The 19,271-nt window shown below is 64.7% G+C and carries 19 protein-coding genes, 1 tRNA gene and 1 pseudogene; 10 read left to right on the forward strand and 11 right to left on the reverse strand.

Annotated features, from left to right (window positions below):
* The 3 genes from ACPRTJ_RS17785 to ACPRTJ_RS17795 all read right to left on the reverse strand — a co-directional run bounded on the left by ACPRTJ_RS17785 (nt 1) and on the right by ACPRTJ_RS17795 (nt 2,595).
* A complete protein-coding gene (locus ACPRTJ_RS17785; RefSeq protein ID WP_043862723.1) occupies nt 1-972 on the reverse strand; it encodes a magnesium and cobalt transport protein CorA in 972 nt (323 codons plus the stop codon).
* A gap of 43 nt (nt 973-1,015) precedes the next feature.
* Entirely contained in the window at nt 1,016-1,759 is a 744-nt protein-coding gene (locus ACPRTJ_RS17790) for a lysophospholipid acyltransferase family protein (protein WP_043862724.1), read from the reverse strand.
* Between the two features lie 146 nt (nt 1,760-1,905).
* On the reverse strand, nt 1,906-2,595 hold the full coding sequence (locus tag ACPRTJ_RS17795; protein WP_043862725.1) for a crotonase/enoyl-CoA hydratase family protein: 690 nt from the start codon (nt 2,593-2,595) through the stop codon (nt 1,906-1,908).
* A 75-nt stretch (nt 2,596-2,670) separates the two neighbouring features.
* Here ACPRTJ_RS17795 and ACPRTJ_RS17800 point away from each other — a divergent pair, with 75 nt between their 5' ends.
* From ACPRTJ_RS17800 to ACPRTJ_RS17810, 3 genes are all read left to right on the forward strand, one after another.
* Nucleotides 2,671-2,868, forward strand: coding sequence for a hypothetical protein (locus ACPRTJ_RS17800; protein WP_143516616.1), 198 nt, complete (start codon nt 2,671-2,673; stop codon nt 2,866-2,868).
* A tRNA-Ser gene (locus ACPRTJ_RS17805) sits at nt 2,864-2,953 on the forward strand. The genes ACPRTJ_RS17800 and ACPRTJ_RS17805 overlap by 5 nt, the downstream gene beginning before the upstream one ends.
* Before the next feature lie 78 nt (nt 2,954-3,031).
* Complete coding sequence (locus ACPRTJ_RS17810; RefSeq protein WP_043862726.1) at nt 3,032-3,547, forward strand: DUF6630 family protein; 516 nt, start codon at nt 3,032-3,034, stop codon at nt 3,545-3,547.
* Between the two features lie 88 nt (nt 3,548-3,635).
* Here the strand turns inward: ACPRTJ_RS17810 and ACPRTJ_RS17815 are convergent, their stop codons facing one another.
* Together ACPRTJ_RS17815 and ACPRTJ_RS17820 are read right to left on the reverse strand one after the other, a co-directional pair.
* On the reverse strand, nt 3,636-5,795 hold the full coding sequence (locus ACPRTJ_RS17815; protein WP_426427157.1) for a TonB-dependent siderophore receptor: 2,160 nt from the start codon (nt 5,793-5,795) through the stop codon (nt 3,636-3,638).
* A gap of 103 nt (nt 5,796-5,898) precedes the next feature.
* A complete protein-coding gene (locus tag ACPRTJ_RS17820) occupies nt 5,899-7,089 on the reverse strand; it encodes an MFS transporter (RefSeq protein ID WP_043862728.1) in 1,191 nt (396 codons plus the stop codon).
* Between the two features lie 106 nt (nt 7,090-7,195).
* On the opposite strand from ACPRTJ_RS17820, the gene ACPRTJ_RS17825 reads away from it, so the two are divergent.
* Complete coding sequence (locus tag ACPRTJ_RS17825) at nt 7,196-8,083, forward strand: LysR family transcriptional regulator (RefSeq protein ID WP_043862729.1); 888 nt, start codon at nt 7,196-7,198, stop codon at nt 8,081-8,083.
* Between the two features lie 38 nt (nt 8,084-8,121).
* Here ACPRTJ_RS17825 and ACPRTJ_RS17830 read toward each other — a convergent pair whose 3' ends face one another.
* Both ACPRTJ_RS17830 and ACPRTJ_RS17835 read right to left on the reverse strand, forming a co-directional pair.
* Nucleotides 8,122-8,604: a GreA/GreB family elongation factor gene (locus ACPRTJ_RS17830; protein WP_043862730.1), complete on the reverse strand. Its 483-nt coding sequence runs from the start codon at nt 8,602-8,604 to the stop codon at nt 8,122-8,124.
* A gap of 1 nt (nt 8,605) precedes the next feature.
* A complete protein-coding gene (locus tag ACPRTJ_RS17835; RefSeq protein WP_058541059.1) occupies nt 8,606-8,998 on the reverse strand; it encodes a hypothetical protein in 393 nt (130 codons plus the stop codon).
* Nucleotides 8,999-9,135: 137 nt separating this feature from the next.
* Here ACPRTJ_RS17835 and earP point away from each other — a divergent pair, with 137 nt between their 5' ends.
* A complete protein-coding gene (gene earP / locus ACPRTJ_RS17840) occupies nt 9,136-10,269 on the forward strand; it encodes an elongation factor P maturation arginine rhamnosyltransferase EarP (RefSeq protein WP_104572089.1) in 1,134 nt (377 codons plus the stop codon).
* A gap of 48 nt (nt 10,270-10,317) precedes the next feature.
* Nucleotides 10,318-10,890, forward strand: a complete 573-nt coding sequence (locus ACPRTJ_RS17845) for an elongation factor P (protein WP_043862733.1) — start codon at nt 10,318-10,320, stop codon at nt 10,888-10,890.
* Nucleotides 10,891-10,968: 78 nt separating this feature from the next.
* Here the strand turns inward: ACPRTJ_RS17845 and ACPRTJ_RS17850 are convergent, their stop codons facing one another.
* On the reverse strand, nt 10,969-11,427 hold the full coding sequence (locus tag ACPRTJ_RS17850) for a MarR family winged helix-turn-helix transcriptional regulator (RefSeq protein ID WP_043862734.1): 459 nt from the start codon (nt 11,425-11,427) through the stop codon (nt 10,969-10,971).
* Nucleotides 11,428-11,482: 55 nt separating this feature from the next.
* A complete protein-coding gene (locus ACPRTJ_RS17855) occupies nt 11,483-12,439 on the reverse strand; it encodes a LysR family transcriptional regulator (RefSeq protein WP_054915829.1) in 957 nt (318 codons plus the stop codon).
* A gap of 105 nt (nt 12,440-12,544) precedes the next feature.
* On the opposite strand from ACPRTJ_RS17855, the gene ACPRTJ_RS17860 reads away from it, so the two are divergent.
* Complete coding sequence (locus ACPRTJ_RS17860) at nt 12,545-13,294, forward strand: sulfite exporter TauE/SafE family protein (protein WP_043862736.1); 750 nt, start codon at nt 12,545-12,547, stop codon at nt 13,292-13,294.
* A 48-nt stretch (nt 13,295-13,342) separates the two neighbouring features.
* Here the strand turns inward: ACPRTJ_RS17860 and ACPRTJ_RS17865 are convergent, their stop codons facing one another.
* Nucleotides 13,343-14,689, reverse strand: coding sequence for a class II 3-deoxy-7-phosphoheptulonate synthase (locus tag ACPRTJ_RS17865; protein WP_426427158.1), 1,347 nt, complete (start codon nt 14,687-14,689; stop codon nt 13,343-13,345).
* 128 nt (nt 14,690-14,817) lie between these two features.
* On the opposite strand from ACPRTJ_RS17865, the gene ACPRTJ_RS17870 reads away from it, so the two are divergent.
* Nucleotides 14,818-15,573, forward strand: a complete 756-nt coding sequence (locus tag ACPRTJ_RS17870) for a spermidine synthase (protein WP_043862738.1) — start codon at nt 14,818-14,820, stop codon at nt 15,571-15,573.
* A 322-nt stretch (nt 15,574-15,895) separates the two neighbouring features.
* A pseudogene (locus ACPRTJ_RS17875) lies at nt 15,896-17,597 on the forward strand (DEAD/DEAH box helicase).
* 105 nt (nt 17,598-17,702) lie between these two features.
* Here the strand turns inward: ACPRTJ_RS17875 and ACPRTJ_RS17880 are convergent.
* Complete coding sequence (locus ACPRTJ_RS17880; RefSeq protein ID WP_426427159.1) at nt 17,703-18,470, reverse strand: DODA-type extradiol aromatic ring-opening family dioxygenase; 768 nt, start codon at nt 18,468-18,470, stop codon at nt 17,703-17,705.
* Nucleotides 18,471-18,575: 105 nt separating this feature from the next.
* Here ACPRTJ_RS17880 and ACPRTJ_RS17885 point away from each other — a divergent pair, with 105 nt between their 5' ends.
* Entirely contained in the window at nt 18,576-19,229 is a 654-nt protein-coding gene (locus ACPRTJ_RS17885; protein WP_426427160.1) for a thiopurine S-methyltransferase, read from the forward strand.
* The last annotated feature ends 42 nt before the right edge of the window (nt 19,230-19,271 follow it).

Here is a 19,271-nt window from a genome sequence, read left to right on the forward strand (position 1 = left end):
CTACAGCCAGCCGGAGCGCTTGAAGCTGGCGAACAGTGCCGTGCAGCCCAGGGCGATGACCCCCAGCACGGTGAAGTAGCCGTAGTGCCAGCTCAGCTCCGGCATGTTCTGAAAGTTCATCCCGTAGATGCCCGCCACGGCGGTGGGGAAGGCCAGGATCGCCGCCCAGGCGGCGAACTTGCGCTGGGTGATGCTCTGGCGTGACGACTCCAGCAGCATGCCGATCTCGATGGTCTGGCTGGCGATGTCGCGGATGCTCGACAGGTCTTCCATCTGCCGCGTCACGTGGATCTGCACGTCGCGAAAATACGGGCGCATGTTCTTGTCGATGAAGGGGAAGGCCAGGCGCTGCAGCTCTTCGCTGATCTCGACCATCGGTGCCACATAGCGGCGCAGGCGCAGGATGTCGCGACGCAGGCCGTGCAGGCGGCGGATATCGTCTTCCTGCAGCGAACTGCTGAGTACGTTGTTTTCCAGCTCTTCGATCTCGCTGTGAATCGCCTCGCTCACCGGCTGGTAGTTTTCAGTGACGAAGTCGAGCAGTGCATACAGCACGAAGTCTTCGCCGTGCTCGAGCAGCAGCGGCCGGGCCTCGCAGCGCTGGCGTACCAGGGCATAGGATTTGGAGTGGCCGTTGCGGCAGGTGATGATGTAGCCGTTGCCGGCAAAGATATGCGTTTCGATGAACTCCAGCCTGCCGTCCTGGCGTACCGGCGAATAGGTCACGATGAACAAGGCATCGCCGAAGGTTTCAAGCTTGGGCCGGCTGTGCTTTTCCAGCGCATCCTCGATTGCCAGTTCATGCAGGTTGAACTGGCGCTGAAGATTGGCCAGTTCCTGCGCGGAGGGCTCTTCCAGCCCGATCCACACGAAGTGCCCCGGTTTGCTGGCCCACTCGGCGCCCTCGTCGAGGCTGATGTTGGTGACTTTTCTACCGGCGCTGTAGACCGCTGCCGCTACGACTCGACCCATGGTTGTGCCTTTCCCCCGTTGTCATGCCCCTAGCTTGGTATGACTACGACAAATCGGCAACTGCGCGGCTGGCCTGCAGTTCTTTTTCCATCAGGTCGATGCAGCGCTGCATCTGTTCGCGGCACTGCTCGGCCAGGGCGGGAACATCCTGGTGGGTCATGCCGGTGGTGGAGATCGGCGCCAGCGAGCGGATGATCACCTTCTGCTTGCGCCAGCCGTTGAGGTTCAGGCGCCTGGCGTAGCGGCTCACGCACACCGGCACGATGGGCACGCCGGCTTCGATGGCCATGTGGAACGCGCCTTTCTTGAAGGCCAGCAACCGATCGCCGGCGTTGCGCGTGCCCTCGGGGAATACCCAGATCGAGGTGTCCTGTTCCTGCAGGGTGCGGGTGGTGGTCTGCATGGCGCGTCGGGCCTGGTAGGCGTTGCTGCGATCGACCAGCACATTGCCGCCCAGCCAGAACAGCTGGCCGAACAGGGGGATCCATTTGAGGCTCTTCTTGCCGATGCACACCGTGCGCGGCGGCACCACGTGACCGAGCACGAACAGGTCATGGTTGGATTGGTGGTTGGCCACGATCACGCAGCCCGGGGGCTGGTCGAACAGCGGGCCGACTTCGGCCTGTACCTGCAGGCGCATCAGCCAGGTGGCGGGCCAGCCATACAGGCGCGCGAACACGCGGCTGTTGTCGGGGTTGAAAGGCCGACACAGGCCGATGAGCACACCCAGTATGCCTACCAGAACAAAATGCAGGCCCAGGAGGGGCATGCGGATCAGAAACAGCATTGTGGTTAACCCCGGACAAAACGCGGCGCAGTGTACGGTTGTGCACAGCCCGGGGCAAACTTAAAGCTTCGCCGGCAAGGCCGGCTCCTGCAACGGTTGCGTCCCCTGCAGGAGCCGGCCTTGCCGGCGAATGGCGCGACCCGCTATCAGACCGGGTGTTCCTGGTCGCGAATGATCGCGTCGTCCAGCAGGTCCAGCAGCGCCTTGCGCACCTTGAGCTTGGTCTTCTTGTGCGCGTTCATGTTGATGGTCTTGAGTTGCTGCGCCGCTGCCAGGGCGGTTGCGTGCAACTGCTCCACCGGCACCACCTTGTCGAGGAAGCCGGCATCCACGGCACTGGCCGGGTCGAACATCTCGGCATTGATGACCGAGCGGTGGAAGGCCGAGCGACGCAGGCGATCACGCGCCAGCTCGATGCCGGCGTGGTGCATGGTCATGCCGATCTGCACTTCATTCAGGCCGATGCGGAACGGGCCTTCGACGCCGATGCGGTAGTCGGCCGACAGCAGCAGGAATGCACCCTTGGCCACGGCGTGGCCAGGGCAGGCGACGATCACCGGGAACGGATGCGACAGCAGGCGCCGGGAGAGCGTCGAGCCGGCGGTCACCAGCGCGATGGAGGCCTGTGGCCCAGAGGTCATCACCTTGAGGTCGTAGCCACCGGAGAGGATGCCCGGCTGGCCGGTGAGGATGACGACGGCGCGATCCTGCACGGCACGGTCCAGTGCATCGTTGAAGGCTGCGATCACGTCCGGTGAAATGGCGTTGACCTTGCCGTTGTTCAGGGTCAGCGTCGCGATGCCGTCTTCCAGTTGGTAGGTAACCAGCTCACTCATGACAGAGTTCCTTTAGGTGGAGTGGGGCTGACGTTACCCAGCTGCCGCGGTCAGGTAAAGCACCAAGGCTGACCGATGAGTCAGGCGCAGCACGCCGGCCCAGGCACCACGGGCTTCGTGCATGGACCACAGCCGAACCACGCCAGAGATTGGCAGCTTTGCCACTGCTGGCTTAAGCGCATGAATATTCTGAAAAAAACCTTTGCCATTCAAAGTGCTTTCGACTACATTAGCGCGCCTCGACAGGCTGAACAGCTTGGCGAGAACCGGTGAAGTGTCCGAGTGGCTGAAGGAGCACGCCTGGAAAGTGTGTATACAGGAAACTGTATCAAGGGTTCGAATCCCTTCTTCACCGCCATATTCAGATACGCGAAGAGCCCCCGAACTTGAAAGAGTCCGGGGGCTTTTTGTTGGGCCATTGAAAAGGAAGTTTCAGATGCTTGCAGAGTGCTTTTCCGAACAGCAGATTCTTGCCGCCGAGCAATTGATTGCTCTTGTCAGCCCCACGCCCGAAATGGCCGCCGAGCATCTTCAGGCGTTTCGCGAGCTGGAGCTGGACGAGGATGACATCGAAGAGTTCGAGGACGATCCCAAGCAACTGATGTGGATGGTCAAGGACATCGCCGACTGGGAGTCGGTGTTCTACGTCGACTGGAAGGACACCGAGTCGTTCGTGCAAAGCGTCCAGCAACTGGCAGAAGCACGTGACGCCCAGGTGACCTTTGGCGTGGATGACCCGGAAGATGAAGACTTCCTGGAAAACCACAGCGTGTCGCAACTGATGGTGCTGGCCCATGCTGAGCTTCAGAAGCAGGGCCTGGTGCTGTGGAACTGGTCGACGCTGGAGGACTGCTACAGCGGCTTCATCACCACCCCGGCCGCGGCGGCCGACCTGAGCGAAATCGCCGGGATACTGGAAGTGCAGTTCCGCGAGGGTAGCGAGCCGTTCTGATCGGCGGCGCGCTGTTCGCCAGCCAGGCTGGCTCCTGCAGGCAAGGCGAACGCCTGTGCAGGAGCCGGCCTTGCCGGCGAACGCATTCTCAGAAGCTCACAGCAGCCGACACCCGCGCAGTTCGCGGCGCGCCCTGAAACAGGTAGCCGTCGCCCAGATACTCCCCCGCGTCCCTCCAGTAGCGCCGATCGAACACGTTATCCACTGTCAGGCGCAGCACCGTGTCATACCCGCCGATGCGCGTGCGATAGCGGCTGCCAATGTCGAACACCGCATAGCCACCCACCGCCACCGTACCTGCCTGGTTGGCATACTTGCTCGCGCTGTAGCGCGCCCCACCCAGCAGCGCCAACCCCGGTACTCCCGGGAGGCTGTAGTCGGCCTGCAGCGCCGCGCGCAGATTCGGCACGTTCAGCGCCTGATGGTCGTCGTACGCCCGCGTGCCGCTGCCGCCGACCCGTGCACGAATGGCCGCGGCACTGGCGTTGATCTGCAGGTTCGACGTTACCCAGCCGCTGGCCGCCAGCTCCAGGCCGGTGTTCTTCTGCTGCCCCTGCTGCACGTAGGTGAAGTCACCGCTGCCATCCGGCTGGGCGTACTGATACCCCTGGCGCAGCTGGAACAGCGCCGCGCTCAGGCTCATGCGCTGCCATTCACGCTTGATACCCAGTTCGAGCTGGCGTGACGTGGTGGGGGCCAGTATGTCCTGGCTGTTGAGCGCGAACAACGGCGCGGCATTGCCCGACGACAGCCCCTTGCTGTAGCTGGCGTACAGCGAAATGTCCGCGCGCGGCTTGTAGATCAGCGCGGCGTTGGGCAGCAGTTCATATTGCCGGGTATGCCGGCGCAGGTTGCCGTCTTCACCAAAGGCCTGCTCGTCCAGGCGTACAACGCGCGCACCGAGTACCGTCTGCCAGTGTTCGTCGAAGCTGATCCGGTCGCTGGCGAACAGGCCGTACTGGCGGCTGTCGAGGCGGCGTTCGCGGTGGCCCGGGCTGCCGTCGAAGGGCTCCAGTGCCGGCGTAGGCTGGTAGATGTTGCCGCTGCCGATCCACTCGTTGAACGTCGGTCGCTGGTCGACAGTGCGCCGTTGCGCGCTGCTGCCGACCGTCAGCTCGTGCTCTAGGCCCGCCAGGGCAAACTGGCCGTTGAGGGTGACCTGTGCCTCGTCGGTGCGCCGGGTATCGTCCGGGCTGCGGTAGTCGTAGATGTCGTAGTCGCCCTCGGGGCTGAAGTAGTTCGGCACCTTCGAGCCTGCGCAGCTGGCGGCGCCGTAGCAACCCCAGGCGAACGCGCTGTAGTCGTCGATCACCACGCGGCTGCGCGAAGCGCTCACGCTGCCGGTCCAGGTGTCGCTGAAGCGGTATTCGAAGCGACCGCCCAGGTTCAGCGAGTCGATCTGCACCGGCTTGGCCCAGTGCTGATAGGCCAGGCGATCGTCGGGGTCGATGCCGTGGGGCAGGCGGTTGCCGCCGAGCAACTGGTAGCCGGGCACCGAGCGCTGCTCGCGCTGCTGGTACTCGACATCCAGTTGCAGCAGCGCATCCGGGTTCACTTGCCAGTCGAAGGCCAGCGAAGCGAAGTCGCGCTGGCCGTCGGCATGGTCGACGTAGGAGCGGATATCTTCATGGGCCAGGTTTGCGCGCAGGCCGAACTGGCGTTCGCTGCCAAACCAGCCGCCCAGGTCGGTGGCGATGTAGCGCTCGCCCAAGGCCGTGCTCGATACCGTGAGCGAACGGATATCCTGCGGGCGCTTGGTCACATAGTTGATCAGCCCGCCGGGTTCGGCTACTCCGCTTTGCAGGCCCGACAGCCCCTTGAGCAACTCGACCTGCTGCTTGTTCTCCAGCGCCACGTTCTGCTCGCCGGCGATGGTCTGGCCGTTGATGGTGTAGCTGTGGGCGGCGTCCAGTTCGAAGCCGCGCACGTTGAAGTTCTCGTAGTAGCCGATGGGCGCATAGCTCTCGCCGACCGAGGCATCGCTTTGCAGCACCTCGCTGAGCAGGCGCACCTGGCGGTCCTGCAGCAACTGTTCGGTGAACACCGACACCGAGGCGGGGGTGTCGAGCAGCGGCGCCGCGCCAAAGCCGGTTACCGAGGCCTGGCGCGGCTGGTAGCCGTCCTCGAGCACATCGGACACGTTCAGGGGCGCGAGGGTGATGCCGCTGTCGGCCAGGGTGGTGGACGAGCTCAGGGCCAGGCCGAGGCTCAGCAGCCCCAGGGGCAGGCGAGGGTGGTGCAGGGTCATGCGCAGGTTCCTTGAGGGCCAGCAACAGGCGCGCCGGCAGGCGGGGCGCCATGTTACCTGAAGGGGGCCTGCGGGTAGGAGCCAGCCTTGCTGGCGAACGCCGTTACGCGGCCTTCACCTGAGCCGAGCGGCGCTCCACCCACAGCCACACCACCAGCGCCACGCCGCCGATCACCAGCCCCGCCACCACGATGCCGTTCCAGCCGTGGGCCTGGAACAACTGCGTACCCAACAGCGAGCCCAGTGCGCCACCGATGAAGTAGCAGGTGATGTACCCGGCATTGAGTCGGTTGCGCGCCTCGGGGCGCAGGGCGATCACCGCGTTCTGGTTGCTCACGTGCACCAGCTGTACCGCCAGGTCGAGCACCAGCACGCCAATCAGCAGGGCGGCGAGCGACACCTGGGCGAAGGCCAGCGGTACCCAGGCCAGCACCAGGGCCAGCAGCCCCACGGTGGTGCCCAGCGAGCCCTTGCCGCGGTCGGCCAGGCGCCCGGCCCAGTTGGCGGCCAGCGCGCCGGCAGCACCGGCCAGGCCGAACAGCCCGATCACCGCATCGGAGTAGTGGTAAGGCTCGGCTGCCAGCAGAAACGCCAGGGGTGTCCAGAACAGCGCGAACAGGCAGAACGACAGCAGCCCCAGCAACGAGCGCAGGCGCAGCACCGGCTCATCCACGAACAGGCGGAACACCGAACCGATCAGTGCGGGGTACTTGAGCCCGGCGTGCTGGTGGCGCTCGGGCAGGGCCCTGGCCAGGGCGATGGCGCTCAGGGCCATGAGCGCAGCGGCCAGCAGGTAGATGCTGCGCCAGTCACCCAGGGTCGCCATGAACCCGGCAGCGGTGCGCGCCAGCAGAATGCCCAGCAGCAGACCGCTCATCAGCGTGCCGACCACTCGCCCGCGCTCGGACGGGTCGCTCAGGCCGGCGGCCATCGGCACCAGTACCTGCGCCACCACCGAGAACAGCCCGGTCAGGGTGGTGCCGATCAGCAGCCACATCAGGCTGGGGGCGAAGGCGCTGATCAGCAGGCCGACCGTGGCGATGGCGATCATGCTGACGATCAGGCGGCGTTGTTCGAACAGGTCACCCAGCGGCGCCAGCAGCAACAGGCCGGCGCCGTAGCTCAGCTGGGCGGCAATCACGATGCTGCCGGCGGTGGCGGTGGTCAGGCCGAAATGCTGAGCGATGCTGTGCAGCAAGGGCTGCGCATAGTAGTTGCTGGCCACGGCCAGGCCGGTGGCGGTTGCCATCAGCAGAATCAGGGCGCGGCTCAGGTGAGTTGTGGCGGGGGCCATGGACCGTCTCGTTGTCAGGGGGGAAGGGGAGTGCATTATCGAAAATGCGCTAGCATGACGCCAATGAATCGTTTAGATCCCATCAATCTCTTGTACAGATGGAAAGATGAACCTCAAGCAGATCGAATACGCGCTGGCGGTGGCCGATACCGGTAGTTTCACCCGTGCGGCCGAACGTTGTCATGTGGTGCAGTCGGCTTTGAGTCATCAGGTGGCGCGCCTGGAGTCGCAACTGGGCACCTTGCTGTTCGAGCGCAGCTCGCGCCGGGTGCGCCTTACACCTGCCGGCGAAGCCTTCGTGCTCAGCGCACGCACGGCGCTGGAGGCCACCCGGCGCATCGCCGAGGACGTGGCCGCAGCCTGTGGCGAAGTGCGCGGGCGCTTGTCCATCGGCGAGATCAGCTCGCTGACCGAGCTGGACCTGGTGGACCTGCTGGCCGGTTTTCACGGGCAGTACCCGCAGGTGGACATTCGCTGGCTGATCGGCAAGAGCGAGCTGCTGATTGCCGATGTGCGTGAACGGCGCCTGGATGTGGCGTTCATCGGCGTCTGGCCGGGGGAGCCTCTGGCGGGGGTCGCGTCGCGCCTGCTGGCGGCCGAGGAGCTGGTGGCGGTGCTGCCGCTGCAGCACCCGCTGGCAGGCATCGGGCGTCTGGCGCTGGAGCAACTGGAAGACCAGCCCCTGGTGGACTTCCAGGCTGGCAGCGGCGCGCGTCGACAGACCGACGAGGCATTTGCCGCCGCAGGGGTGCGTCATCGGGTGCAGTTCGAGGTGGGCAGTATCGGCCTGATCGAGAAGTTCGTGCAGCGTGGCCTGGCCCTGGGGCTGGTACCGGCAAGGATCGCCGCAGGCTTCAAGGGCATTGCCGCAGTACCGGTGTGCGATGCCCCGGTGCGCCACCTGTACGCGATCTGGTCGACCACCCCGACGCCGGCGGCGCGGGCCTTCGTCCAGTTGCTGGAGCAGAACCTGGCGGCAAGGGCAAGCCATTAGCCGTGGCAGCCTCTTTGCTGGCAAGCCAGCGAAGTGCTTCAGAGCACTTCCACCAGTTCGTAGACCTGGCGCCCATTGCCCAGTACCAGCACCACCTCGTCGCCCTCGAGCTTGCCCATCAGGCTTTGCCCCAAAGGTGAGCGCGGGGTGATCACCGTGATCAGCGCCTGCCCTTCGCCGATTTTCAGCCCTGCCGCTTCCGGCCCCAGGAACACGCGCTGCTGGCGATCCTGTTCGTCGGCCAGCAGCACCAGGTTGCTCAGTTGCACGCCGGCCTCGGGGTCGTAGTCGCGCAGGGTCAGTTGCTGGTACGCCAGCCGTGCCTGGCGAATCTCCTCCATGCGCCGGGCCTGCCCGGTGGCCAGGTACGAGGCTTCCAGGCCGAGGGTGTCGTACTTGTTCTCGGCGATGTTCTCCTCGGCAGTGGCCGCTTCATACGCGGTCTGCGCAGCACGTTGCGCCACGTCGAGGTCGACGCCCAGGCGCTCGATGATGCGCGCCAGCAGGTCGGTCTTGTTCATCTCAGTTGCAGAACTCAAGGACATTGGCGCGGCTTTTCTCGGTGGGGGCGGTACGGTTCTGTTGCAGCCAGAACTGGCATCTGGGGTTGGACAGGTTGCGCGGGCTGCCCTGGGCCTGCTCCTCGGCCTGCTGCACCGCCTGATCGTGCAGGATCTGCTTGTACTGCTCGAACATGCGGTTCTGCTCCGGCGACTGCTGCGGCGCAAGGGCCGGCGCGGGCGGGGCGATCACCTCGTGCAGGGGCTGGCGCAGGTCGGGCAGGTACTGCCAGCCCAGCCACAGGGTCAACATGATGGCGACGAAACCCAGCCACAGGCCGATGGCCACGCACAGGATCAGTTGCAGCGGGTTTTGCGAAATTTTCAGTTCACGGCGACGCGCACGGTACGACATGGCAGCCTCCTGGCCAGGACAATGGCGGCGATTGTCGCATGCAGCGCGGGTTTTATTCAGCCTCGCTACTGTTGTCTGCAATGATTAACCCGGACAATCGGCGCTTTTTGTTTCCGGCTCAACGCGAGGTGCCTGCCATGAAACCGACCTGGGATATCTTCTGTTGCGTCGTCGACAACTACGGCGACATCGGCGTCACCTGGCGCCTGGCCCGGCAACTGGTGGCCGAACACGACGTGGCGGTGCGCCTGTGGGTGGATGAACTGGCGGCCTTCGTGCGCCTGTGCCCCGAGGCGGACGCCCAGGCCCGGCAGCAATGGCAGCAAGGCGTCGAGGTGTGCCTGTGGCCGGCCGACTGGCAGCCGACGGCAGTGCCGGACGTGGTGATCGGCGCCTTCGGCTGCCACTTGCCAGCGGCCTATGTCCAGGCCATGCAGGACCGCACCGTGCCGGCAGTGTGGCTGAACCTGGAGTACCTGAGCGCCGAGGACTGGGTGGAAGGCTGCCACGGCCTGCCGTCGCCCCAGGCCAATGGCCTGCGCAAGGTGTTCTTCTTTCCGGGGTTCACGCCCGGTACCGGCGGTTTGCTGCGCGAAGCCACGTTGCTGACGCGGCGCAAGGCGTTCGAAGACGACCCGCAGGCCCGTCAGGCATTCCTGCGCGGCCTGGGCGTGAGGGTGCATGAGGGTGCACGGCTGATCTCGTTGTTCGCCTATGAGAACCCGGGCCTGGCCAGTTGGCTCGATGTGCTGGCCGCCGACACCCGCCCCAGTCACCTGCTGGTGCCCGAGGGGCGCATCCTGGGGGATGTGCAGGCCTGGCTGGGCGAGAGCGGGCTGGGGGTGGGCAGTGTGACGCAGCGTGGGGCGCTGACGGTGCAGATCCTGCCCTTCGTCAGCCAGGATGACTATGATCGGCTGCTGTGGTGCTGCGAGTTCAATGCGGTGCGCGGCGAGGACTCGTTCGTGCGTGCTCAGTGGGCCGGGCGGCCACTGCTGTGGCATATCTATGTGCAGGAAGAGTACGCCCACTGGGAAAAGCTCGAGGCCTTTCTGGACCATTACACCCAGGGCCTGTCGGCCCCGGCAGCCGCCGCGCTGGTGGCGCTGTGGCGGGCCTGGAACATGGATCGCGACATGGGCCAGGCGTGGCGCGAGCTGCTGGCGCACTGGCCGGAACTGAGCGCCCACGCCGAGCGCTGGTGCGCCGCGCAGGCCGCTCAGCCGGACCTTGCCACGGCGCTGGTACAGTTTTGTCGAAATTCGCTATGATATGCGGCCTCGATTTTTGTAAATCCATCCAAATTCGGATATCTCGCAATGAAAACTGGTAAAGAGCTGAAACCCGGTACCGTGATCCGTATCGACAACGACCCTTGGCTGGTTCAGAAAGCTGAATTCACCAAATCGGGCCGTAACAGCGCGATCATGAAGACCAAGCTGAAAAACCTGCTGACCGGCTACAAGACCGAAACCGTCTACAGCGCCGACGACAAGCTGGACGACGTGATCCTCGACCGCAAAGAAGCGACCCTGTCCTTCATCAGCGGCGACACCTACACGTTCATGGACACCACCGACTACACCATGTACGAGCTGAACGCCGAAGACATCGAAAGCGTTCTGCCTTTCGTTGAAGAAGGCATGACCGATGTGTGCGAAGCCGTATTCTTCGAAGACCGCCTGGTTTCCGTAGAGCTGCCGACCACCATCGTGCGTCAGGTCGACTACACCGAAGGTTCCGCCCGTGGCGATACCTCCGGCAAGGTCATGAAGCCTGCCAAACTGAAGAACGGTACCGAGCTGTCGGTTGCCGACTTCATCGAGATCGGTGACTGGATCGAGATCGACACCCGCGAAGGTGGCTCCTACAAGGGCCGCGCCAAGGTTTAAGCCTGGCGATCTGCGCGAACACGAAAACCCGGCCAAGGCCGGGTTTTTTTATGCCCTGCGTGCGCGGCTGCGACGCCGTCAGAGGCTGTTCTGCAGGTTGTCGCGCAGCGCCAGCAGCTCGGCCTGCAAGCGTTGCAGGCGCTCCAGCGAGTGGCCGCTGGCGCCCAGGATGCACGGCGGGATCGAGCGTGCCTGCGCTTGCAGGGCACGCCCCTGGGCCGTCAGTTGCACGATCACCACGCGCTCGTCCTCGCGGCTGCGGGTGCGCTTGAGCAGGCCTTCGGCTTCCAGGCGCTTGAGCAAGGGCGTGAGCGAGCCGGGGTCGGTCAGCAGGCGATGGCTGATTTCGCCGACGGTCAGCCCGTCCTGCTCCCATAGCACCAGCATGGCCAGGTACTGCGGGTAGGTCAGGCCCAGTGCCTGCAGCAGTGGCTTGTACACCTTGGTCATGAGCAGTGACGTGGAGTGCAGGGCGAAGCACACCTGATTGTCGAGCAGCAGCTCATCGTAAACGGGCGCTTTGGAGGTGGCGTTCATGCGGCTCCTTTCTATCTATCTGGTCCATGAAATGGTGGCGCGCATGCTCTGCGCGCTATTGCCAGCGCAGCTCGCTCTGCAGTGCCAGGTCCCAGGGGGGGATGGGGCTGAAGCGGCTCTTGAGGAATTCGAGCAGCAAACGGCTGCGAGAGTTCGTTTCATGTTCAAGGCGCAATGCATAGACACCGCTGGTTTCGGCCGGGGGCAGCCCGTTCTCGCAGAACAGCGGCAGCAGGTCGCCGCGCAGCAGGTACTCGCTGATCAGCCAGGTGGGCAGGTGCGCGATGCCCAGGCCCGCCAGGGCGCCGAACAGCAGGGTCTCGGCGTTGTTGGCGCTCATGCGCATGCGCGAGGGGCGCAGCAGACGCATCTGCCCGTCCACCGCGAAGCGCCAGGCGAAGGGTGGGGCCAGGCCATCCCAGTCCAGCCCGTCGTGCTCTGGCAGGTCGCAGGGGCTGGCAGGCACGCCGCGGGCCTGCAGGTAGGCGGGGCTGGCGCAGGCAATGCGCACCATGTACGCCAGCGGTGTTGCCACCAGCCGGGTATCGGCCAGAGGGCCTGCACGCAGCACCAGGTCGACTTCGCCCAGGTGCGCGCCCTGCAGGTCGACGAAGCTGTCGATCAGGCGCAGTTGCACGTCCAGGCCTGGGTACGCCACCAGAAAATCGGCGATGGCCGGTGCCAGGTGGCGGCGGCCGAACGCCGAAGGCGCATCGATGCGGATCAGGCCCTCCGGTGCATTGCTCAGCGACACGGCCTCGGCGCGGGCCAGACGCAGCTCTTCGACGATACGCCGGGCGCGTTCGGCGAATGCATTGCCGGCGGGCGTGGGGCGTACCGCATGGGTACTGCGCACGAACAGGCGGCTGCCCACGGCGGCCTCCAGGGTATCGATGCGTCGGGCCACCGCCGAAGGGGTCAGCGGGTGGCGCCGCGCCGCGGCAGAAAAGCTGCCGCTTTCGAGCACATCGAGAAACAGGCTCAGGTGTTGGGTGAGGGCGTCCGGGGTCATGGTGGTTGCTTGTGCGAATTGGGCACAGCCATTGTGCGTTGCTGTGCGTTTCCCCGCTAGCCCGCCATCGGTAGCATGGCGCTATTGCAGAGCAGAGAGGCGAGCATGGTCGAGTGGTTGATGTACATCGTATTGGGAGCAGGGCTGGGTACCCTGGGCGGGCTGTTCGGGATCGGCGGCGGCCTGATCGCGATCCCCGTGCTGGGCGTGCTGTTCGGCCTTGACCAGCAATTGGCCCAGGGCACCGCGCTGGTGATGGTGGTGCCGAACGTGTTGCTGGCGCTGTGGCGCTATCACCAGCGCAATCGCATCGAGCTGCGTCATGCATTGCCCTTGTCGCTGGCCGGCTTCGTGTTCGCCTGGCTCGGCTCGATCTGGGCGGTGGGGTTGGATGCACAGGCCATGCGCGTCGGCTTCGTGGTGTTTCTGGTGGCGCTGACGGTGTGGAACCTGGTGCGCATGTTCACTCGCAACGCGCCGCCTTCGACCGAGTTGCGCCAGCCCTGGCCCTGGCTGGGTGTGCTCGGCGGGGGTGCCGGTGTGGTCGGCGGGCTGTTCGGGGTAGGGGGCGCGGTGGTCGCCACACCGGTGCTGACCAGTGTGTTCGGCACCACCCAGGTGGTTGCCCAGGGCCTGTCGCTGGCACTGGCGGCGCCCAGCACCTCGGTCACGCTGCTGACCTACGGGCTGCACCAGCATGTGGACTGGAACATGGGCATCGCGCTGGCACTGGGCGGCTTGCTGAGTATCAGCTGGGGCGTGAAGCTGGCCCATGCGCTGCCGGAAAAGGTCCTGCGCTCGTTGTTCTGTGTGTTTCTGGTGGTGTGCGCGTTGATGCTGGGCTTCAGGGTCTGAAGCCCGCCACGGGTCGAGCCGGCACGGCCATCGAGGGCCGTGCAGGTGTCAGCGCCGTACCTGCTTGAGCGTTTCGGCGATCAGGAACGCCAGCTCCAGCGACTGGTCGGCGTTCATGCGCGGGTCGCAGTGGGTGTGGTAACGGTCGGACAGCGCGTCTTCGGTGATCGGCCGGGCGCCGCCGATGCATTCGGTGACGTTCTGACCGGTCATCTCGATGTGAATGCCACCGGCATGGCTGCCTTCGGCCTGGTGCACCTGGAAGAACTGCTTGACCTCGCCCAGGATCTGCGCGAAATCGCGGGTCTTGTAGCCGCTGCTGGCCTTGATGGTATTGCCGTGCATCGGGTCGGAGCTCCACAGCACCTTGCGCCCCTCGCGCTCGACGCTGCGGATCAGCCCCGGCAGGTGCTCGCCGACCCTGTTGGCCCCCATGCGCACGATCAGGTTGAGCCGGCCCGGGTCGTTGGCCGGGTTGAGGATGTCGATCAGGCGGATCAGCTCCTCGGTGTTCATGCTCGGGCCCACCTTGACTCCGATCGGGTTGTTCACCCCGCGCAGGAACTCCACGTGGGCGCCGTCCAGCTGACGGGTGCGATCACCGATCCAGAGCATGTGCGCCGAGCAGTCGAAGTAGTCGCCGGTCAGGCTGTCGCGCCGCACGAAGGCTTCCTCGTAGTTGAGCAGCAGCGCCTCGTGCGCGGTGAAAAAGCTGGTTTCGCGCAGTTGCGGCGAGCTGTCCATGCCGCAGGCGCGCATGAAGGCCAGGGTCTCGTCGATGCGGTCGGCCAGCTGGCTGTACTTTTCGGCCAGCGCCGAGTTGGCGATGAAGTCCAGGTTCCACTTGTGCACCTGGTGCAGGTCGGCGAAACCACCCTGGGCGAAGGCGCGCAGCAGGTTGAGGCTGGCGGTGGACTGGTGATAGGCCTGCAGCAGGCGCTCCGGGTCGGGCACGCGGCTGGCAGGGTCGAAGCCGATGCCGTTGACGATGTCGCCCCGGTAGGCCGGCAGGGTCACCTCGCCGATGGTTTCGTCATTGGACGAGCGCGGCTTGGCGAACTGCCCGGCCATGCGCCCCACCTTGACCACCGGGCAGCCGGCGGCAAAGGTCATGACGATGGCCATCTGCAGCAGCACCTTGAAGGTGTCGCGGATTTTCGCTGCCGAGAACTCGGCAAAGCTTTCGGCGCAATCGCCGCCCTGCAGCAGGAAGGCACGGCCTTCGGTCACTTCGGCGAACTGGCGGCGCAGCTCGCGCGCCTCGCCGGCGAACACCAGCGGCGGGTAGCTGGCCAGGGTCTGCTCGACCTTGAGCAGGTGCGCTGCATCGGGGTAGTGCGGTTGCTGCTGGATCGGCAGGGCACGCCAGCTATCGGGACTCCAGGGTTGGCTCATCACAGGCTCGGTTTCTATCGGAAAAGGGCTGTGAACATGCTAACACCTGGACCCTGCCTTGTTGCATCGCCTGTATTGACGGACAATGGTCGTTTTTGCTTGGGCACATGCAGGTGTCGGGAGAGAGCATGACAGAGGAACGGGTAGAGCGGCTGCTGGCGCAGGTGCACGACGAGTTCGGCACCATCAGCGTGCTGGAAGTCGAGGACTACCGCTTTCTCGAGTTTGGCGAGGCCATCGAGCAGAGCTGCGTATTCACTGCCGACCCGAGCTGGCTGGAGTACGACTATACCCGCGCCATGCTGGTGGGCGCGCTGTGCCACTGCGAGCCTGAAAGCGCGCTGTTTCTCGGCCTGGGTGCCGGTACCCTGACCCAGGCCTGCCTGAAGTTCCTGCCCCTGGAGGACGTGGAGGCCATCGAGCTGCGTCCCGAGGTGCCGCGCCTGGCCATCGAGTACCTGGGGCTGGACGATGATCCGCGCCTGTACATCCGCGTGGGTGATGCGGTCGAGCTGCTGGAGACGGCCGAGCCTGCCGACCTGATCTTCGTCGACCTCTACACCGACCACGGGCCCGGCGTCGGCCACCTGGCCTGGAAGTTTCTCGAAGACTGCCAGAAGCGCCTGAACCCCGGCGGCTGGCTGGTCATCAACCAGTGGGCCACCGATGACGGCAAGCCGCTGGGCGCTGCGCTGTTGCGCGGGCTGTATCACCGCCATTACTGGGAGCTGCCGGTGAAGGAGGGCAACGTCATCCTGCTGGTGCCCGCCGACCTCGACCAGACCCTCGACCGGGAGGCGCTCACCGCGCGCGCCCGGGCTCTTGAACCGCGCCTGGGCTACTCCCTGCAGCGCCTGATCGAGGTGATCCGACCGGCATCTTGAATAAAACGTTTCAGCTCCGGCCGCGCCGCCAACAGACGCGTGGGCCTCGATCATCGGCAAGGGCTGTCGATTCGAGGCCTCCGGGCTTCTCTTCCCTGTAAAAAAGTCTCACGCGATGCAGGAAATCGGGTATAGTACGCGCCGGTCTTTTACCGGACCTCGTTCAGGTAGTGCAATTCCCCGAAGCCAGCTTCGGCTGCGCGTCCGCACCGCGGACTCTGCCTTGACGTTCCTTTTTTTCTTCAATCGTTTTCGCAAATCCCCGCCGACAAAGCTGCCAGGGTGACCTTCGGGTCTTACAAGGCATGTGCAGCTTTGGAGCATGGGTCTTTGCGGATGCACTTAGAGGCAGACCCATGACCCAGGAAACCGGCGGCTTCGCCGCTCTCGATCTTCATCCAAGTATTGTTGCCGCCGTTATCGCCACTGGCTACGAAGAGCCATCGGCCATTCAGCAGCAATCGATCCCGATTATTCTTGCCGGTCATGACATGATCGGTCAGGCGCAGACAGGTACCGGTAAAACCGCTGCCTTCGCTCTGCCAATCCTGCACCGCATCGACCCGAGCAAGCGCGAGCCGCAAGCCCTGATCCTGGCGCCAACCCGTGAGTTGGCGCTGCAAGTAGCTACCGCATTCGAAACCTACGCCAAGCAGATGCCGGGCGTTACCGTGGTAGCGGTATACGGTGGTGCCCCGATGGGCCCACAACTCAAAGCAATCCGTAACGGCGCGCAGATCGTCGTCGCTACCCCTGGCCGTCTGTGCGACCACCTGCGTCGCGACGAGAAGGTGCTGGCTACCGTCAATCACCTGGTGCTCGACGAAGCTGACGAAATGCTCAAGCTGGGCTTCATGGACGACCTGGAAGTCATCTTCAAGGCCATGCCGGAAACCCGCCAGACCGTACTGTTCTCGGCCACCCTGCCGCAGTCGATCCGTGCGATCGCCGAGCGTCACCTGCGTGACCCGAAACACGTCAAGATCCAGACCAAGACCCAGACCGTGACTGCCATCGAGCAGGCACACCTGATGGTCCACGCCGACCAGAAGGTCTCGGCGGTACTGCGCCTGCTGGAAGTCGAAGAGTTCGATGCACTGATCGCCTTCGTACGTACCAAGCAAGCCACCCTGGACCTGGCCAGCGCCCTGGAAGCCAAAGGCTACAAGGCTGCCGCGCTCAACGGTGACATCGCCCAGAACCAGCGTGAGCGCGTCATCGACTCGCTCAAGGATGGTCGCCTGGACATCGTCGTCGCTACCGACGTCGCTGCCCGTGGTCTGGACGTACCGCGCATCACCCACGTGTTCAACGTCGACATGCCGTACGATCCGGAGTCCTACGTTCACCGTATCGGCCGTACCGGCCGTGCCGGTCGCGAAGGTCGTGCACTGCTGCTGGTCACCCCGCGTGAGCGCCGCATGCTGCAGGTGATCGAGCGTGTGACCGGCCAGAAGGTTGCCGAAGTTCGTCTGCCCAACGCCCAGGCCGTACTGGACGCGCGCATCAAGAAGCTCACCAACAGCCTCGCGCCGCTGGTTGCCGATGCAGAAGCTACCCACGGTGATCTGCTCGACCGCCTGACTGCCGACATCGGTTGCAGCCCGCGTGCCCTGGCCGCGGCCCTGCTGCGCAAGGCCACCAATGGCCAGGCGCTGACCCTGGAAGCCGTCGAGAAAGAGCAGCCGCTGGTGCCGACTTCGGCCCCGCGTGGTGATCGTCCTGCCGGTGAGCGCTCCGAGCGTGGCGAGCGTGAGCGTCGCGCGCCGATGCCACTGGGTGAAGGTCGTGCACGCTGCCGTACCGCGCTGGGTGCGCGTGACGGTATCGCGGCCAAGAACCTGCTGGGTGCGATCCTCAACGAAGGCGGCCTGGCCCGCGAAGCGATCGGTCGCATCCAGGTGCGCGACAGCTTCAGCCTGGTCGAGCTGCCGGAAGATGGCCTCGAGAAGCTGCTGACCAAGCTCAAGGACACTCGCGTTGCCGGCAAGCAGCTGAAGCTGCGTCGTTATCGCGAAGATTGATCTTCGAGTGAAATGAAAAATCCCCGACTGGTTCGGGGATTTTTTTTGCCTGGGCGGCCTGTTTCGCTTATAGGGGCCGGCCTTGCCGGGGAAAGGGCTGCCGCCTCAGTCGAACCGATAGATATCCATTCCCAGTGCTCCCAGGGTAAAGCCCTGGTGCTCGATCGCGAACCGTTCGCCCGCGCCGCGGGCAAAGTACAGCGGCAGCAGGTGTTCGTCGCTCGGGTGGTTGCGCACCGCAAACGGCGCCTGCCGGCGATAGTCATGCAGGGCCGACATGTCGCCCGCAGCCAGCTTGTCGATCATCCAGTCGCGAAACGCCAGTGCCCAGGGCTCTACGCTCTCGGGGCCGGCATGCCAGTCGAGTTCGCGCAGGTTGTGGGTAATGCTGCCGGAGCCGATCAGCAGCACGCCTTCCTCGCGCAGGGCCGCCAGTGCCTGGCCTACGTGTTGCTGGTACGCCGGGCCGTGCTGGCTGGGCAGTGATACCTGCACCACCGGTATGTCCGCCGCCGGGTACATCAGCGACAGGGGCACCCACGCGCCATGGTCGAAAGGCCGCTTGGCGTCGAGTGTTGTGGGCAGCCCGGCTTCATTGAGCCGTTGCCTTACCTGTTCGGCGAGCTGTGGGTCGCCGGGGGCTGGGTACTGCACGGCATACAATGCGGCCGGAAAGCCGCCGAAGTCGTGCCAGGTGGGTGGGTGCGGGTTGCTTGTCACGCGCAGTTCGGTGGTTTCCCAGTGCGCAGACATCACGACGATCGCTCTGGGGCGCGGCAGTTGCGCCGCCAGGCGGGCAAGTGCCGGACCGCTGGCACCCGGTTCCAGTGCCAGCATGGGAGAGCCATGGGAGATAAACAGGCTGGGCAGCATCGGGGTGGTCCTGAAGGTTAATATGCAGCCATCTTCAGGCAGATCATTGATCTAAATCTAATATAAGTTTTTGCGGTATTTAATCGAATTTATCGAGGTAAGGTTATGCAGCCCGCGTTCTGGCACAACCGCTGGGAGAACGATCTGATCGGCTTTCACCAGCAGCAGGTCAACCCGTATCTGCAGCAGCATTGGCCCGCACTGGGCATTGCGCCTGGTGACCGTGTACTGGTGCCGCTGTGCGGCAAGAGCCTGGACATGGCGTGGCTGGCCGCGCAAGGCCACGACGTGCTTGGGGTAGAGTTGTCCGAGCGGGCGGTGAAGGACTTTTTTTCCGAGCATGAGCGGGAGCCGCAGGTTTCGCAGCAGGGGGCCTTCACGGTCTACCGCAGCGAGGGCATCGAGTTGTGGTGTGGCGATTTCTTCGCACTGACCGCGGGTGACGTGCGGGGCTGTACGGGCCTTTACGACCGTGCCGCGATCATCGCCTTGCCGCCTGCCATGCGCGAGCGGTATGTGGCGCATCTGCAGCAGCTCCTGCCGTCGCCTTGCAAGGGCCTGTTGATCACTCTGGACTACGATCAGGCGGTTACTGACGGTCCGCCCTTTGCCGTGCCCGATGAAGAGGTCGAGTGCCTGTTCGGCGAGCATTGGCAGTTGGCGATCGCCGCGCAGGACGACGTGTTGGCGCAGAGCCCCAGGTTCATCAAGGCGGGTGCTGATCGGCTGCTGGAGCGGGTGTACCGTCTGCAACGCTGAAATGAAAAAGGGCGACCCGTGGGTCGCCCTTCCTGTTTGCCT

The sequence above is a fragment of the Pseudomonas palmensis genome, from assembly GCF_049942755.1.
Lineage (GTDB): Bacteria > Pseudomonadota > Gammaproteobacteria > Pseudomonadales > Pseudomonadaceae > Aquipseudomonas > Aquipseudomonas palmensis.